The sequence below is a fragment of the Streptomyces sp. CA189 genome, from assembly GCF_056428985.1.
Genome location: NZ_JBWJVM010000014.1, coordinates 57,208 through 71,208, shown reverse-complemented (window position 1 = coordinate 71,208; position 14,001 = coordinate 57,208). Strand labels below are relative to the sequence as shown.

The window sequence follows — 14,001 nt, the reverse complement described above, 5'->3', positions numbered from 1 at the left end:
CCGGGCTGCGGACCGTGGCGGACCGCCTCACAATGAGGTGAGCGCGTGCTGCCGCCGTCGGCTGAGAGGAACGCCCCTCATGCGCGCAGAGAGTTCCGGGGCGGCGCGGACGGGGGCCTTCGTCGCGGTGGCCGTCGCCCTGTTCTGCATCCAGCTCGACTTCTTCGCGCTCAATCTCGCCATCCCCGGGATCGCTGCGGAGCTCGGCGTCACGGTGTCGGCCGCGCAGTGGACCTTGTCCGCGTACATGCTCGCCATCGGCTGCTTCTTCATCGTCGGCGGCCGGGTGGGGGACGTCTTCGGCCGACGGGGCACGCTCCTCGCCGGAACGGCCCTGTTCACCGCCGGGACCGTGGGATGCGCCCTGGCTCCCGGGCTCGGTCCGCTGGTCGCGGCCCGGATCGCCCAGGGGGTGGGCGCGGCGTTCGTGTTCCCCGTGGCCGTGTCGGTGATCACCAACACCTTTCCCGAGGAGTCCCGCGCCAAGGCCTTGGGCGCCGTGTTCGGCGTCGCCAACATCGGGACCGCGATCGGGCCCTTCGTGGGCGGAGGGTTCACCGAGGGACCCGGCTGGCGCTGGATCTTCTGGCTGATGGCACCGCTGAGCCTGCTCTCGCTGCTCACCGCTCTCGCGTACGTCCCGGACTCGCGCGATACGGCGGCGCCGCGCGAGCTCGACCTGCTCGGCTGCGCCCTGATCGTTGGTGCGCTGGCCGCTCTCACCCTGACCGTGGAGCGCGGGGACGCATGGGGCTGGAGCAGTGCTCGCGCCCTCCTCGGCTTCGCGGTGGCCGTGGTGGGCTGCGGGCTGTTCCTGGTGCGGGAACGGCTGGCCCGGCACCCGCTGATCGATCTGGGGCTCTTCCGCGACATCCCGTACGTCCTGGTCGCCGCGATGGGCACGCTCTCGAACATGGGCTACGGAGTGACCGTCTTCCTCGCCACCCTCTACCTCCAGGGCGTACGGGGGCTCTCACCGCTCCTGGCCGGCACGGTCTTCCTGGCCCCGGCCCTGCTGGTGGCGCTCAGCGGGCCGCTGGGGGCGCGGCTGGGGCGGCTGGGGCGGCTCATGCGGCCGACCACGGTGATGGCGCTGGCCGGGATCGGCGCGGGCGCGGGGATGTACGTGCTGACCCAGGTCACCGCCTGGTGGCTGTACCTGCCGGTGTTCGCGTGGTGCGGGCTGGGTCTCGGGCTGGGGTGGACCTATGCGAGCGTGGCGACCCAACAGCTCGTCGCTCCGGCGAGCGCCGGGGAGGCATCGGGGGTACTGCTGACGTTCCTGGTCACCGGAGGTGCGATCGCGCTGGCCGGAACGGCCGCGGGGATCTCGGCGATGACGCCGCAGCGGTCGCCCGAGGCGGCCTACGACGCGATCCTGCGGCTGGGCGGTGTGGCCGTCGCCGTCACGGCCGTGCTCGTCCTGGCCGTAGGCCATCGGCTCACGGCGCAGGACAGGACCCGGTGACACCGCGGGGGCGGCGGACGTCGCCGTCCGACCGCCCCCGCGCACCGGCCGTGGCCGGAAGCAAGCCCCTACTTGGCGCCGAGGTGGGCACCCTTGACCCAATCCGCCTCGCCTTCCTTCGCGCAGGAGGAGGTGTAGACCGGGCCGAAGGGCGCCGGGACGGCGGCCGCGGACGAGCAGTTGGACGAGAAGGCCTTGTGCCCGCCCGAGAAGTAGTCGATGTCGACACCGTCGTTGGCCAGGGCTGCGCCGGCGCCGCCGAGCAGGATGCCGGCAGCGAGGACGGAGGCGGTGACGGCGGAGCGAATACGCATGGGTTCCCCTAAGGACTTAAGGATCTGGCGACGCTCCCGTGGGTGGGTGCGCCAGCCGATTCAACGCACGGCGGAGCCGACAGGAACGACCGTTCACTCGAACGCTCCGGCAGTATCGTTTCGACACCCCCCAAGAGCCGCCACAAGAGCCGTCGCAGGACCCTCGCGAGCCACCCGTCCGCGCCTGGACGCGGACCCTTCGTCCGGCCGTGGAGACAAGATCGATTGTCAGTGGTGGATGAGACCGTAGGAGCATCCAGTCGGAACGAGGGGGAGCTTCCATGTCCGGAAACCAGAACTACATCAACCACGTTGCTCTTGTGTTGGATGCCAGCTCGTCCATGTCTCACCTGAGCCGCAAGGTCGTCGATGTAGCCGACCAGCAGATCGCGTACCTTGCCCGCCGGTCGGGTGAACTGGACCAGGAGACCCGCGTCACGGTGTACGTCTTCGCCGACAAGGTGGAGTGCGTCGTCTACGACAAGGACGTGCTGCGCATGCCGTCGCTGAAGCAGCTGTACCGGACCGGTGGAATGACGGCGCTGCTCGCGGCCTCGCTGAAGTCGCAGCGCGAGCTGGCGCAGACGGCCCAACTGTACGGCGACCACAGCTTCCTGACGTTCGTGCTGACCGACGGGCAGGAGAACGCGAGTCACCGCTCCCCGGACGCCCCTGCCCGGGATCCGCGTGAACTGGTGAAGGCCGTGGCCGAGATGATCGCGACGCAGGAGGACAACTGGACGCTGGCCGTCCTCGTGCCGGACCAGATGGGCAAGCGGGAGGCCATGCAGTGCGGCTTCCCGAAGGAGAACATCGCCATCTGGGACGCCACGAGCACGCAGGGTCTGGAGGAGGCCGGGCAGGTCATCAAGGAGGCCACCGAGAAGTTCATGGTGGGCCGCGCCAAGGGCATCCGGGGATCGCGTGCGGTGTTCTCCACGGGCGCGGAGGCGGTCAACAAGGACACCATCAAGGCGGCCGGTCTCACCCCGGCGGATCCCTCCGCGTACCAGCTGATCCCGGTGGCCCGGGACGCGGCGATCCGGGAATGGGTCGTCGAATCCGGGCACACCTACCGCACCGGTGGCGCGTTCTACCAGCTGAGCAAGCCGGAGAAGATCCAGGCGAAGAAGCAGATCGCGGTGCTGGAGAAGAAGACGGACCGGGTGTACACGGGGCCGGAGGCCCGCGCCCTGCTGGGCCTGCCCGCCGTGGAGGCGCGCATCAAGCCGGACCACAACGACGAGTTCACGATCTTCGTGCAGAGCACCAGCGTCAACCGGAAGCTCGTGCCGAACACCCGTCTGCTGCTGATGGTCTGACATCTCGAAACCCCGACGGTTCCGAGTCGCCCCGCCATCGGACTGTCCCCGGATGGCGGGGCGAAGGGGAGCGAGGGAGGCTTGAGGCATGCGATGGCGTGTGCCGGGTGCGGTGGTGGCCGCGATGGCCGCCGTCCTGCTGGTGGCCGCCGCGCCACCGCCCGGCGGCGGTGACACCGAGCAGCGGGTGGACATCGGCGGCGGGCGGAGCCTGTACCTGCGCTGCTCGGGCTCGGGGAGTCCGACCGTGGTGCTGCTGGCCGGGCTGCACGAGGCCTCCGACCCGTGGACCCTGACCGACACCACCCCGCCCGTGCCGAAGGCCCCGGCGGTGCTGCCGGGGGTCGCCGCGTTCACCCGGGTGTGCACCTACGACCGGCCGGGGACCATCCGCTACACGCAGCCACCCGAGCTCACCGACCGCAGCACGCCCGTACGGGGCACCCGGGCCCTGCCCGCCATGGTCGAGGACCTGGACCGGGTGCTCACGGCCGCGCCCGTACCGGGTCCGTACCTGCTGGTGGGGCACTCCTTCGGCGGGATGCTCGCGCTGCGCTACGCACAGGAGCACCCGGAGCGGACGCGCGGGCTGGTCCTGGTCGACGCGCTGGGGCCGGCGTTGAAGCCCGCGATGGGGGCGGACTGGGCCGCGTACGTGGAAGCGCTACGGCATCCCGGCACGCCCTTCGACGCCGATCCGGACTTCGAGCAGGTCGACATCGAGGGCGGGGTCACCGCCATCGACCGCGACGGCCCGCTGCCCCCGGTTCCCGTCGCGGTGCTGAGCAAGACCGAGCCGTTCGCGGTACCGCCCACGATGTCCAAGGATCTGGTGGCGAAGCTGGAGAAGGCCTGGCCCGAGGCACAGCGGGCTCTGGTGGGCCTGCGGCCGCAGACCCCGCACCTGCTGGCGACCGGTAGCGATCACTACGTGCAGCTGCACGACCCGGACCTCACGATCGCGGCGGTCCGCCTCGTCGCGGACCGGGCCGCGAGCCCGCCGGGGACGGCCTCGCCCGCGCCCTCGGCGTCGTAGCGGCGGGGCCGTCGTGACGACGACCACGCCGCTAAGAGGAGCGCGGCCCGCCCGGCTCAGCCCTGGGTCGGGTCCGCGGGGATCGGGTGGACTTCGACCGGGTCGCTGCCGGGCTTCCCTCCCGGGCCGGGGCAGGCCGATGCCCGGGCCGCGATCTCCAGGGCCCGGTCCTCGCTCTTGACGTCGACCAGCCAGTACCCGGCCAGGATGTGTCCCTCTTGGGCCGGCCCGGCGGTCACCTGCGGCTGCCCGTCGCTGCCGGCCCGTACCGTCTTGACCAGCGAGGGGCCGCCGAGGCCCTGCCCGTCCACCCATTCCCCAGCGGCGGTGATGTCCTCGTTGAGGGCGTTCATGTGGGCGAACATGGCCTTCATGTCGTCCTCGGAGTACGCGGACATGACGGCGTCCCACTCGGCGGCAGGCACGTTCATCTGGATCATGTACTTCATGTTCCTCACCCTTCCGGGGCGGCTGCTGGGGTTTCGGTCTACACAGGGGTAGACAGCCGGTCGCCGTAAAACTCATCGGCGCTCCCAGCACCACATCACGGAATCGCGGTGATCGCCCCCAGGGCGGCTCTCGCGGAGGGACGGGCCACGTCAGTCCGCTTCCGCGTCGGCCAGGGCGTCGGTGATCAGGCGGGTGGCGAAATCGGGGTCGCCGGTCATGCGGTTGATGTACTCCGCGAGCAGGAAGGCCGTGGCTTCCAGCGGATTCATCTCCGCCTCGGTCCAGTCTCCGTACTGCTTGCGCCACAGGTTGGGGCTGAGGCCGGTGCCCGCCGCGATGACGAGGCCGGCCATGGTGGGGATGGCCTGGGGACGGACGCTCCTGGGCATCATGCGCAGCGTGGCGACGATGTTCGGCACGACGTACTCGAGGACGTCCTTGCCGTGGTCCTCGTGGGCCCTGCGCAGCCACATCATGAACATGTAGATGAGCGTGCACGCCCCGTCCAGCAGGTCGTCGGCTTCCTCGGGGCCGAGCGACGAGGCGTACTGGTCGATCAGCGCCTGCTGTTCGGGATCCGTCCCGGTCCTGCCGTCGTGAATGCCTTTCAGCCGGGAATCGATCAACAACAGGGCTGCGCCCACATCGCCCGCGGGCGCGTGCTCGGGTTCGTACTGCGATGCCACAGGATTCCTCCTCAGGTCGCCACGATGGACTGCTCGGCCTTGGTCCGCACAGTAGACGGGCCTCACGACGGGAGCCGCCCGCTCGGCCTTCCGTCACACCCAGGTGTCAGTCCCGACGAGTTTCCAACGCCTCGGACCCCGCCTCCGAGTTCAGGCACCCCACCCGCGTCCTCCGGTCCCGGCCGCGGGTCGGAGAATGTGTCCATGACTGAATCACTCGGCGCCATACTGCCTCGCCGTCGTACGGGGGAAGAACCCCTCCATCTGGACGGCTCCGCCCATGGAAGCCTGCTCGGCTTCTGGGCGTGGGCGTATTCGGGGGTGGTCGGCAACACGCTGCGCGGAGCGCTCGCCGAGTACATCGTCGCCCTCGCGCTCGGAGTGGCAGACGGCACGCGGGTGGACTGGGACTCCGTGGACATCCGGGTGCCCGGCGGGCCCCAGGTCGAGGTCAAGTCGGCGGCCTACCTCCAGGAGTGGGGCCAGACCCGGCTGTCCGCCATCAGCTTCTCCATCGCCCCCGCCGAGGGCTGGGACGCGGTCACCGGGGAAGTGGACCCGGCCCGCCTCCGCCGCGCGGACGTGTACGTCTTCTGCCTCCTCAAGCACCAGGACAAGAAGACCTTGGACCCCTTGGACCTCACCCAGTGGACCTTCTACGTCCTGCCCACCTCCGTGCTCGACGAGCGCAGGCCCGGACAGCGCACCCTGAACCTCTCCTCCCTCCTCACTCTGGACCCGGTGCGCACCGATTTCGCCGGCCTGCGCGCCGCCGTACTGGACGGGCCTGCGGGAACAAGGCCCGCTCCCCTGGGACCTGTGGCGTCCGAGAAGACGCAAAGGGTGGGTGAGGACGAGGCCGATGTGGCTTCATGGCCCGTGAGGTGAGGAGCGTCCCGCGGATGCGGATGCGGACTCAGACTCGGACTCGGACTCGGAAAGGGATGCGAAGGCGAATGCGGATACGAACGGTTTCCAGGAGGCACATCGGCGTCTGCGTGGTCGCCGGCTGCGCCCTTCTCCTGACGGCCTGTACCGACCGGGAGGGTGCCGTTTCGTCGGCCGGGCCGACCGTGACGAGTACGGCCGCACCGTCGACCGCCCTTGCGCTGGCCGAGCGGTACCAGCGGGCGGGCGGGGACGAGACCGTGTACGCCATCCAGCAGGAGGCGGGTCCCGAGGGGGCTCCGCTCTTGATCCTCCGGACCACGCACACCGATTCGGGGAACTCGCTTTTCGAGAAGCAGCGGGATTCCGTCGTCTCGTACCTCACGCGGTTCGAACAGCTCTCCACGGCCCAGGGCTACCTCATGGACGTCTTCGGCGGGGACGGGTCCCTGCTCCACCGATGGGACACCCGCCCTTAAAGCGGCGGAGCCGAGCCTCAGCCGCAGCCACCCCGCGGGAGGCGAAGGCGGCGGCTTCCGGGGCGACCGGCACGTAGGCCGACAAACGGACTATGGCCCCGTCGGGGTGGTCCTTGCCCGCTCGGCCAGTCCGATGGACCGCCTGCTGCGAACCCCGTCCGGATCCCGCTCTCGCCGAAAGCGGGGCCGACCCACCTCTCGGGGAGAACCATGCGTACACGCAAGACCACCATCGCCGTCGCGGCTGCTCTGGCCGCCGCCCTGTCCGCACCCGTCCTGGCCTCCGCGGACGGCGGCGCCGGCCCCGCCATGGACCGCGTGGAGCGCGGTTCGCTCACCGCGATCGGCCTGACCTCCGACCAGCGGCTGGTGGAGTTCGCGGTCGATCGGCCCGCAAAGAGCATGTCGATCGGTAAGGTGTCCGGTCTCCGGGGCGATGCCAAGATCGTCGGCATCGACTTCCGCGTGCAGAACGAGAAGCTCTACGGCGTCGGCGACAAGGGCGGCGTCTACACCCTCAACACGCGCAATGCCAAGGCCGTGAAGGTCTCCCAGCTCACCGTGGTCCTGACCGGAGCCCGGTTCGGGGTGGACTTCAACCCGGCCGCCAACCGGCTGCGTGTCATCAGCGACACCGGGCAGAACCTCCGCCACAACATCGACGACAACGCGGCCCCGCTGACCACCACGGTCGACGGCCCCCTCACCAACCCCACCACGCCGGCGTCCACCGCGATGGGTGTCACCGGAGCCGCGTACACGAACAACGACCTCAACGCGGCCACCGCGACCTCGCTGTTCGACATCGACACCATGGCCGACCGCGTCTCCCTCCAGTCCCCGGCCAATGCCGGCATGCTCGCCCCGACCGGGAACCTCGGCGTCAACGCCGGTCCGGACGCCGGCTTCGACATCTACTTCTCCCCGCAGCAGGGCACCAACCAGGGCTTCGCCGCCCTCAACACGGGCAGCGCGTTCCGCCTGTCCGGGATCAACCTCCTCACCGGGGCCGCCCACGATCTGGGGGCCTTCCCCAAGAACCGCCAGGTCACCGACCTCGCCCTGCCCCTGAACCAGGGCTGACGGGTTCCTGCACACGGTGGGCTGCTCGGCGGAGCAGCCCACCGCTGCCCGTCCCGCTGCGCCCGCCCTTCCCCGCGGGCAGCGACGGGCGCGTCGCGGCCTAGTGCCGGTGTGTGCCGGAGGAGGGCAGGGGGTTGGGGGCGGGCGCCGTCCGGCCTGGGTCCACCACCGTGAACTGGCCCATCATGCCCTCGTCCTCGTGGTAGAGCAGGTGGCAGTGGTACATGTACGGGGTGTCCGGGTCCGCGGGGCCGTCGAAGCGCAGGGCTATGCGGACCGTCGAACCCGACGGGATGAAGACGGTGTCCTTCGGCCCGCGCAACGGCGGGGGCGGGGCTGCCCCGTTGATGTCGAGTACGCGGAACTGGACGTCGTGGACGTGGAAGTTGTGCGGCATCCCGTCGTTGTTGCGGAGGGTCCAGGTCTCGGCCGTGCCGCGGGTGACCGTCTCGTCCACCCGGGACATGTCCATCTTCCGGCCGTTGATGCCGGACATCTTGAGCTCGAAGACGCGGCTGCGGACCGAGTCCTCGCCGGTGGGGAGCGTCGTGGCCGCCAGCGCTGCCGGCGGCTCGGCCGACGGCCTCAGGGTGGGGGCCGCGCGCAGCTGCATCACGTCGAAGGAGTCGTCGCCTCCCCCGAAGCGCTGGTTCCAGAAGTCCAGGCCGGCGTCCAGGGGGTAGGAGCGCAGGACCGTCCGCTCGCCCGCTCGTACGCGTACGACGATCTCCGCGCGCTCCCCCGGCGACAGGCGCAGACGGTCGGTCGTGTGCGGGGCTTCGAGGAGGCCGCCGTCCGAGGCTATCTGCCGGAACGCGCGGCCGTCGTCGAAGCCGAAGGTGTAGACGCGTGCGGTGGAGGCGTTCAGCAGGCGCAGCCGGACCAGTTCGTCCCGGACGGTGACGTACGGGTCGAGCGTGCCGTTCACCATCGTCCGGTCGCCGAGGAACCCGACGTTGCGCATCGGCTTGTGGCCGTGGTCCAGTTTCGCGCCGTCGAAGGACACGTCCTGGACGATGACCGGGATGTCGTCGACCCCGTACGTCCGGGGCAGGGGAAGAGCCGCAGACTGCGCGTCGTCCAGGAGGAACAGGCCCGCGAGGCCGCGCTGGACGTGCGACTCGGTCGCGCCGTGCGGGTGCGGGTGGTACCAGAGGGTCGAGGCCGGCTGCTCGACCGTCCACTCGGGGGCCCAGTTGCCGCCCGCCGGCACCGTCTGGTGCGGGCCGCCGTCCATCGCGGCGGGCAGGTGCATACCGTGCCAGTGGACGCTGGAGGCCTCCGGCAGGGCGTTGGCCACTTTGACCCGGACCTTCTCCCCCTTCGTGGCGCGCAGGGTGGGGCCGAGGTGGCTCCCGTTGAACCCCCAGGTGGGGGTTCTTGCCCCGGGGGTGAACTCGGTCTCTCCCGTCTGCATCCGCAGGTCGAAGACGCGGGTTCCGTCGGCTTCCACGGTGGACGCAGCGAGGGGCGGCACCGCGAGGGCGTCGCGGAAGTCCACCGCGCCGACGGTGGACACCTTGGCTCCGGTGTAGAGCCAGGTGAAAAGCACGCCGATGACCAGGGCCAAGCTCGCGACCAGCGCACCGAGGATCAGCAGCGCCCGCTTCCAAGGCGACATCCGGCGCTTGCCACCGGCCACGTTCTTCCCGTTTCTCGACATGCGAACGACGCTACGGACGGCCCGCACGGCGGACATCGGGGACCGACCCGGGGCCGACCCCGAACCCGACCCCGAGAGGGCTCAGGGGCGGGGTCGGGGTCGGTCTCCGAGTGCGAACGACGCCCGCGGCTGCCACGTCGTGCCGTCGTGGACCATGAGCTCGACCGACGAGACGCGGGAGGTGAACGGGAGCCTGCCGACGAGGTCGGCCTCGATCTCCTCCAGGACTGCCTCGTCCTGGCCTTGAGCGATGGTCAGGTGCGGCACGATCTCGGCGAACCGGCCGCCGTACGGCGGAGCCTCGGGCCAGCGGTCGGCGATCGCCTCCGTGAGCCGGATCAGTTGCGTGGCGGGTTCCGGAACGAGGTACAGGACCTCGGGAAGCCGTCCGCATTTCTCGAACCGCAGGTCGAACGCCTGGTGGCAGCGCAGCACGTCCTCGAGCGCGGCGTGGACCAGCGGATCCACTCGGCTCTCCTCGAGGAACGGGAAGAGCACGGTGACGTGTGCGGGAACCCCGCCCCGGGCCGACGGGTCGAGCCGTTCGCGCCACCCGCGGACGGCCGGCTCGGCCTCCGGAATCCTGACGATGAGCCCCGTCTGGCCCGCCTGGAACGTGCTGCTGCTGTCCTCTGCCATGACACGCCATGGTGCCACCGGAAGATCCGTTCGCGCCCGGGGTTCGTGTCGGACGTGGTCAGCGGATCCTGTGTTCCGTCCAGAACGGGGTGAGGTCCCCCCTCGGGGACACTGGGCCTGCCGGAGGAACCGCTGCGGTCGGAGCCGGCCCACGGCCACGCCGAACTGCCGGTCCTGGACGCCGTGCGCACCGCCCTGACCGCCCGCCCCGAACTCGCCGCCCGCGACCTGGCGGCCCTGCGACCGGTCCGCCGACGGGCCCGTCGGAGCCGGGGCTCCCGCACGGCTTACGGCCTGCCGGCGCCGACGAGCCCGGACAGTGCGGTGTGCCAGGCCGAGGTGACCGCCCCGTGGGCCGCCGCCGTCGCCTCGCAGAGGCCGTCCGGCAGGAACAGGGGCGCGCCCACGTGGACGTGTGAGCGTGGCCGGCGGACCGGGGCCGTGAGGATCCCGGCGAGCTGTTTGGCCGTCGTCCCGGAGCTCACGCGGCGGGCGCCGGCCTGACCGACCGGGCGGACGGGTGCCCCGGTGGCCCCGGCGAGGCGGGCCAGGCCGCTGCGGAAGGGCAGGGGCGCGGCTTCCCCGGAGTCGCGGCGGGCGGGGATCCCGCCTTCCCCGTACATGAGCACGCACCGCCCCGCCGCCAGCGCCTCGGCGGCGTCGGCGAGCGAACTCGCCGCGCGGGCCGTTCCCCGGTGGACCGGGATGTGCCCTTCGCGGGCGAGCGCGCCGCCGAGCACCGGGACCCGCCACAGCCCGGCCGTGGCCATGATCACGGGGTCGACGCCGAGCCGGCGCAGGGCGGCCACCACGATGACGGGGTCGACCAGGCTGGTGTGGTTGGCGGCCAGGATGGTTCCGCCGGCGATGGGGCCCGACACGTCCTCGGACACGGTCATCCGCCCGAACACCGGGGCCAGGGCGGCGGCGACGTGGCTGATCATGGAATCGAACCTCCGGGGAGTGCGGTCTTCGTCTCTCCAGCGTGTCGGCCGGCGCCCGGTCCGGCATGAGTCGCCCTACTCAACCCGCCTGGGTACGGGGCCCACGTGCCTCTCCCTGACGGAAGCGGGAGAGGGCGGGCGGAGGCCGTCGGGCAGGGTGGTCCCCGTGATCACCCTCCTGCCCGTACGTCGTGACCGTGTCGGACCCCGCCGGGCTGCCCGCACCCGTCTCGCGGCAGCCGGGGCGGTGGTGCTGACCGTCGGCGCGGGGTTGGGGCTACGGGCCGTGGCGACGGGGAGCCCGGCCAAGTACGGCGGGGACGCGCTGTACACGGCACTGATCTTCGCGCTCGTCGTGCTGGCCGTACCGCGGGTCACGGCCCTGCGGGCCGCCGCGGCCGCTCTCGCGCTCAGTTGGGCGGTGGAGTTCCTCCAGCTCACCGGAGTGCCGGCGGAGCTCTCCCGGCACAGCACGGTCGCCCGCCTCGTCCTCGGGTCCACCTTCAATCCGCCCGACCTGTTCTGGTACGCGGTCGGCGCGGCGGCCGGCTGGCTCTGCCACACCGCGGCGGGGCGCCTGTCGGCCCGGCCCGGTCCCGGACTCTAGGCGGGCCGGGCAAGGTCCGAAGGAGACGGCCTACCGGCTGCGGGTCAGTGCCTCGGGGGCGCCCGCCGACTGGGCCCCTTCGGCCTCCAGCCTCAGCCGGTCGGGCTCCGCCAGGGTCAGTACGTAGAGGTTGCCCTCGGGGCAGGTAAAGGTGGCCGCGGGGTCGGTCGGACGGCTGGTCACCGCCGCGAAGACCGCCCTGTCCCCGCTCGTCTGCCGCAGTTCCAGGGCCTCCGTACACCCCAGGTTCCGCCCGGTGGCGGCCTCCTTCACCTCGCTGACCTGCCGGCCCACGAGGTCGCCGACCGCCCCGGCGTTCAGCGTGACCGTGACGGAGAACTCCCCCGTCCTGGCCCGCGAGACTCCGTCCGCGTCGGGGGTCCCGGGGCCGGTGCCGGTCCACGTACCGACCCAGGAGCGCGGCATCGCCGACGGGGACGGGGCGCGGATCCGTCCGCGCCCCCGTCCCCGCCCCAAGGGATCTTGATCACGAGGACGGCCGCGCCGGCGAGGACGGCGGCGCCGGCGGCGGCCGCCGCAGCCGCCCGGGGAACGCGGCGTCTCCCGGCGGGAGGGGAGGAGGGCATCGGCGGCGTCACCGGAAACGTCGGGGGAGGCGTCGGCGGCAGGGGAACGGGCACGGAAAGCGGCTCTGATGCGGCCAGGATGCGGCGCAGTTCGGCCTCCCGGCGGCTTGCCTCCGCCGCCAGCGAAGGAGGTACCGCCCCGCTCCACTCCTGCCCTGCCGGGCCGACCCGGGCCGGCAACTCCTCGGTGGCCGGGCGCCGCTGCGGCTCCTTGGCCAGGCACTCCCCCAGCAGGGGGCGGAGCTCCTCCGGAACACCGTCGAAGGCGGGCTCGGCGTGCACGATCCGGTAGAGGAGGCCGGGGAGTTCCAGCTCCTCGCCGTCGGCCAGGAAGGGGCTGCGGCCGGTGGCCGCGTAGACCAGTACCGCGGCGAGCGAGAACACGTCCGCCGGGGCCTCGGCCACGGCTCCCGTCGCCTGCTCCGGGGCGAGGAAGCCGGGCGTGCCGATGACCGCGCCCGTCCGGGTGTGGCGCGGGTCGTGCACGGCACGCGCGATGCCGAAGTCGATGAGGAAGGACCGCTCCCGGCCGAGCAGCACGTTCCCCGGCTTGATGTCGCGGTGGACCACGCCCGCCGCCCGTACGGCCACGAGCGCGGCCGCCAGTTCCCGGGCCAGGCTCCGCAGGGCCGGTACGGTCAGCGGTCCGTGCCGGTGCACCCACTCGCCCAGGGAGGGCGCGGCGACGTACTCCGTGGCGAGCCACTGCGGGGACGCTCCCGGAGCGCTGAAGTCCACCACCGAGACCGTCCACGCGGAACGTACGCGGTCGTTGGCGCGGATCTCCCGCGCGAAGCGGTCGGCGAAGTCGGGATCCCTGCTCAGTTCCCGGTGGACGGTCTTCAGGGCCAGCGGCCGGCCGGACGCCGTCCGGGCCAGGAAGACCTCGCCCATGCCGCCCTCGCCGAGCCGTGCCAGCAGGCGGTACCCGCCGATCTCCGGCGGGTCGCCGGGCCGCAGTGACTCCCCCTGACCACAAGGCCGTTGGCCGCACGCACGGGGCGCGCGGACCGGCCGGTGGAGTCACCTTAGAGGACGGTCCGGAGGGCCGGATCGTCAGGACGACATGATGAACCGCAGGGCGAGACCCGAGGCGGTCATCCAGTGGGTGACCTTGGCGAAGTCGTTGTAGTACACCGTGTCGACGCCGGGGAAGGCGACCTTGATCGGCTCGCCCGTCTTGCTCCCGGGCTTCGCGCCCTGGAGCTGGACGGTCATGGTCTTCGCCGGGGCCTCGTCCATGGGGCCGTTCAGGAGCAGCGCGGCGTGCGCCTCCTTGCCCGGCTCGAGGGTCGCGAACGGCGCGCCGGGCGTCGGGGCGCTCTCCTTGATCTCGGGGACCAGTCGCTGGGCGTCCCCGAGCTGGACGTGGGGGTAGTGGTAGACCTTGCACGCCTTCTTGCCGGTGTTGGTGACGGTGAGGAGGATGTGCCGGACACCCTCGCTCTTCTCGTCCTCGGTGCTGGTGGTGATCGAGACGTCGCCCGGGGCGCAGAGGGCGATGGCGCCGTCGCCGGTGCCGCCGGTGTCGGTCGCTCCCGGGGTCGGCTTCACCGAGGGCGTGTCGCCGGGCTTCGGCGTGCCCGGGGACCCGGTCCCGCTCGGCGTACCCGGAGTGCTCGGCGTGGCCGTGGGCTTGTCGTCGGCCCCGCTCGGCGAGCACGCCGCGGAGGCGAGGAGCGCGGTGACGGTCGCGATCCCGAGGACATAGGACTTCCAGCCCCTGCGGTTCGTACGGGCAGCAGTGTTCATGGTGTTCCCCCGTTGTCGGCCCTGGGCGGCCGCTGTCGGCTTCCGATGATGAATGATGATCAGCGCAGACCGCGATGGCCAGG

General features: G+C 71.8%; 16 protein-coding genes. 7 read left to right on the top strand and 9 right to left on the bottom strand.

Annotated elements, in window-relative coordinates; translation table 11 throughout:
- Window positions 1-79: 79 nt before the first annotated feature.
- Window positions 80-1,468 (top strand): MFS transporter, encoded by a 1,389-nt coding sequence (locus tag AC061S_RS14200; protein ID WP_478686281.1) that lies wholly within the window; start codon window positions 80-82, stop codon window positions 1,466-1,468.
- A 68-nt stretch (window positions 1,469-1,536) separates the two neighbouring features.
- Here the strand turns inward: AC061S_RS14200 and AC061S_RS14195 are convergent, their stop codons facing one another.
- Window positions 1,537-1,782: a hypothetical protein gene (locus AC061S_RS14195; RefSeq protein WP_478686280.1), complete on the bottom strand. Its 246-nt coding sequence runs from the start codon at window positions 1,780-1,782 to the stop codon at window positions 1,537-1,539.
- Window positions 1,783-2,063: 281 nt separating this feature from the next.
- Between AC061S_RS14195 and AC061S_RS14190 the strand changes: the two genes are divergently transcribed.
- Together AC061S_RS14190 and AC061S_RS14185 are read left to right on the top strand one after the other, a co-directional pair.
- Window positions 2,064-3,104, top strand: a complete 1,041-nt coding sequence (locus AC061S_RS14190; protein WP_478686279.1) for a vWA domain-containing protein — start codon at window positions 2,064-2,066, stop codon at window positions 3,102-3,104.
- 88 nt (window positions 3,105-3,192) lie between these two features.
- Window positions 3,193-4,140: an alpha/beta fold hydrolase gene (locus AC061S_RS14185; RefSeq protein WP_478686278.1), complete on the top strand. Its 948-nt coding sequence runs from the start codon at window positions 3,193-3,195 to the stop codon at window positions 4,138-4,140.
- A 56-nt stretch (window positions 4,141-4,196) separates the two neighbouring features.
- On the opposite strand, the gene AC061S_RS14180 is transcribed toward AC061S_RS14185, so the two are convergent.
- Window positions 4,197-4,589, bottom strand: a complete 393-nt coding sequence (locus AC061S_RS14180) for a YciI family protein (protein ID WP_478686277.1) — start codon at window positions 4,587-4,589, stop codon at window positions 4,197-4,199.
- 150 nt (window positions 4,590-4,739) lie between these two features.
- Window positions 4,740-5,276, bottom strand: a complete 537-nt coding sequence (locus AC061S_RS14175; RefSeq protein ID WP_478686276.1) for a hypothetical protein — start codon at window positions 5,274-5,276, stop codon at window positions 4,740-4,742.
- Between the two features lie 204 nt (window positions 5,277-5,480).
- Between AC061S_RS14175 and AC061S_RS14170 the strand changes: the two genes are divergently transcribed.
- From AC061S_RS14170 to AC061S_RS14160, 3 genes are all read left to right on the top strand, one after another.
- Window positions 5,481-6,164 carry a hypothetical protein gene (locus AC061S_RS14170; RefSeq protein WP_478686275.1) on the top strand — a complete coding sequence of 228 codons (684 nt, stop codon included), beginning with the start codon at window positions 5,481-5,483 and terminating at the stop codon, window positions 6,162-6,164.
- 68 nt (window positions 6,165-6,232) lie between these two features.
- Window positions 6,233-6,643, top strand: coding sequence for a hypothetical protein (locus tag AC061S_RS14165; RefSeq protein ID WP_478686274.1), 411 nt, complete (start codon window positions 6,233-6,235; stop codon window positions 6,641-6,643).
- 210 nt (window positions 6,644-6,853) lie between these two features.
- Entirely contained in the window at window positions 6,854-7,726 is an 873-nt protein-coding gene (locus AC061S_RS14160; RefSeq protein ID WP_478686273.1) for a DUF4394 domain-containing protein, read from the top strand.
- Between the two features lie 100 nt (window positions 7,727-7,826).
- Here AC061S_RS14160 and AC061S_RS14155 read toward each other — a convergent pair whose 3' ends face one another.
- The 3 genes from AC061S_RS14155 to AC061S_RS14145 all read right to left on the bottom strand — a co-directional run bounded on the left by AC061S_RS14155 (window position 7,827) and on the right by AC061S_RS14145 (window position 10,972).
- Window positions 7,827-9,389 (bottom strand): multicopper oxidase family protein, encoded by a 1,563-nt coding sequence (locus AC061S_RS14155; protein ID WP_478686272.1) that lies wholly within the window; start codon window positions 9,387-9,389, stop codon window positions 7,827-7,829.
- An 81-nt stretch (window positions 9,390-9,470) separates the two neighbouring features.
- Window positions 9,471-10,028: a 2'-5' RNA ligase family protein gene (locus tag AC061S_RS14150; RefSeq protein ID WP_478686271.1), complete on the bottom strand. Its 558-nt coding sequence runs from the start codon at window positions 10,026-10,028 to the stop codon at window positions 9,471-9,473.
- Between the two features lie 287 nt (window positions 10,029-10,315).
- A complete protein-coding gene (locus AC061S_RS14145; protein WP_478686270.1) occupies window positions 10,316-10,972 on the bottom strand; it encodes a lysophospholipid acyltransferase family protein in 657 nt (218 codons plus the stop codon).
- A gap of 166 nt (window positions 10,973-11,138) precedes the next feature.
- Here AC061S_RS14145 and AC061S_RS14140 point away from each other — a divergent pair, with 166 nt between their 5' ends.
- Window positions 11,139-11,579 carry a ribosomal maturation YjgA family protein gene (locus AC061S_RS14140; RefSeq protein WP_478686269.1) on the top strand — a complete coding sequence of 147 codons (441 nt, stop codon included), beginning with the start codon at window positions 11,139-11,141 and terminating at the stop codon, window positions 11,577-11,579.
- Between the two features lie 30 nt (window positions 11,580-11,609).
- On the opposite strand, the gene AC061S_RS14135 is transcribed toward AC061S_RS14140, so the two are convergent.
- The 3 genes from AC061S_RS14135 to AC061S_RS14125 all read right to left on the bottom strand — a co-directional run bounded on the left by AC061S_RS14135 (window position 11,610) and on the right by AC061S_RS14125 (window position 13,918).
- Complete coding sequence (locus AC061S_RS14135; protein WP_478686268.1) at window positions 11,610-11,873, bottom strand: hypothetical protein; 264 nt, start codon at window positions 11,871-11,873, stop codon at window positions 11,610-11,612.
- Window positions 11,874-11,896: 23 nt separating this feature from the next.
- Entirely contained in the window at window positions 11,897-13,084 is a 1,188-nt protein-coding gene (locus AC061S_RS14130; protein WP_478686366.1) for a serine/threonine-protein kinase, read from the bottom strand.
- A gap of 138 nt (window positions 13,085-13,222) precedes the next feature.
- Window positions 13,223-13,918 carry a DUF4232 domain-containing protein gene (locus tag AC061S_RS14125; RefSeq protein ID WP_478686267.1) on the bottom strand — a complete coding sequence of 232 codons (696 nt, stop codon included), beginning with the start codon at window positions 13,916-13,918 and terminating at the stop codon, window positions 13,223-13,225.
- Window positions 13,919-14,001 lie beyond the last annotated feature (83 nt).

Excerpts from the sequence above, each read along its gene's own strand:
- AC061S_RS14180 (WP_478686277.1), bottom strand. The coding sequence starts at position 4,589 with ATGAAGTACATGATCCAGATGAACGTGCCTGCCGCCGAGTGGGACGCC.
- AC061S_RS14150 (WP_478686271.1), bottom strand. The coding sequence starts at position 10,028 with ATGGCAGAGGACAGCAGCAGCACGTTCCAGGCGGGCCAGACGGGGCTC.
- AC061S_RS14125 (WP_478686267.1), bottom strand. The coding sequence starts at position 13,918 with ATGAACACTGCTGCCCGTACGAACCGCAGGGGCTGGAAGTCCTATGTC.
- AC061S_RS14195 (WP_478686280.1), bottom strand. The coding sequence starts at position 1,782 with ATGCGTATTCGCTCCGCCGTCACCGCCTCCGTCCTCGCTGCCGGCATC.
- AC061S_RS14155 (WP_478686272.1), bottom strand. The coding sequence starts at position 9,389 with ATGTCGAGAAACGGGAAGAACGTGGCCGGTGGCAAGCGCCGGATGTCG.
- AC061S_RS14165 (WP_478686274.1), top strand. The coding sequence starts at position 6,233 with ATGCGGATACGAACGGTTTCCAGGAGGCACATCGGCGTCTGCGTGGTC.
- AC061S_RS14145 (WP_478686270.1), bottom strand. The coding sequence starts at position 10,972 with ATGATCAGCCACGTCGCCGCCGCCCTGGCCCCGGTGTTCGGGCGGATG.
- AC061S_RS14160 (WP_478686273.1), top strand. The coding sequence starts at position 6,854 with ATGCGTACACGCAAGACCACCATCGCCGTCGCGGCTGCTCTGGCCGCC.
- AC061S_RS14190 (WP_478686279.1), top strand. The coding sequence starts at position 2,064 with ATGTCCGGAAACCAGAACTACATCAACCACGTTGCTCTTGTGTTGGAT.
- AC061S_RS14170 (WP_478686275.1), top strand. The coding sequence starts at position 5,481 with ATGACTGAATCACTCGGCGCCATACTGCCTCGCCGTCGTACGGGGGAA.
- AC061S_RS14185 (WP_478686278.1), top strand. The coding sequence starts at position 3,193 with ATGCGATGGCGTGTGCCGGGTGCGGTGGTGGCCGCGATGGCCGCCGTC.
- AC061S_RS14200 (WP_478686281.1), top strand. The coding sequence starts at position 80 with ATGCGCGCAGAGAGTTCCGGGGCGGCGCGGACGGGGGCCTTCGTCGCG.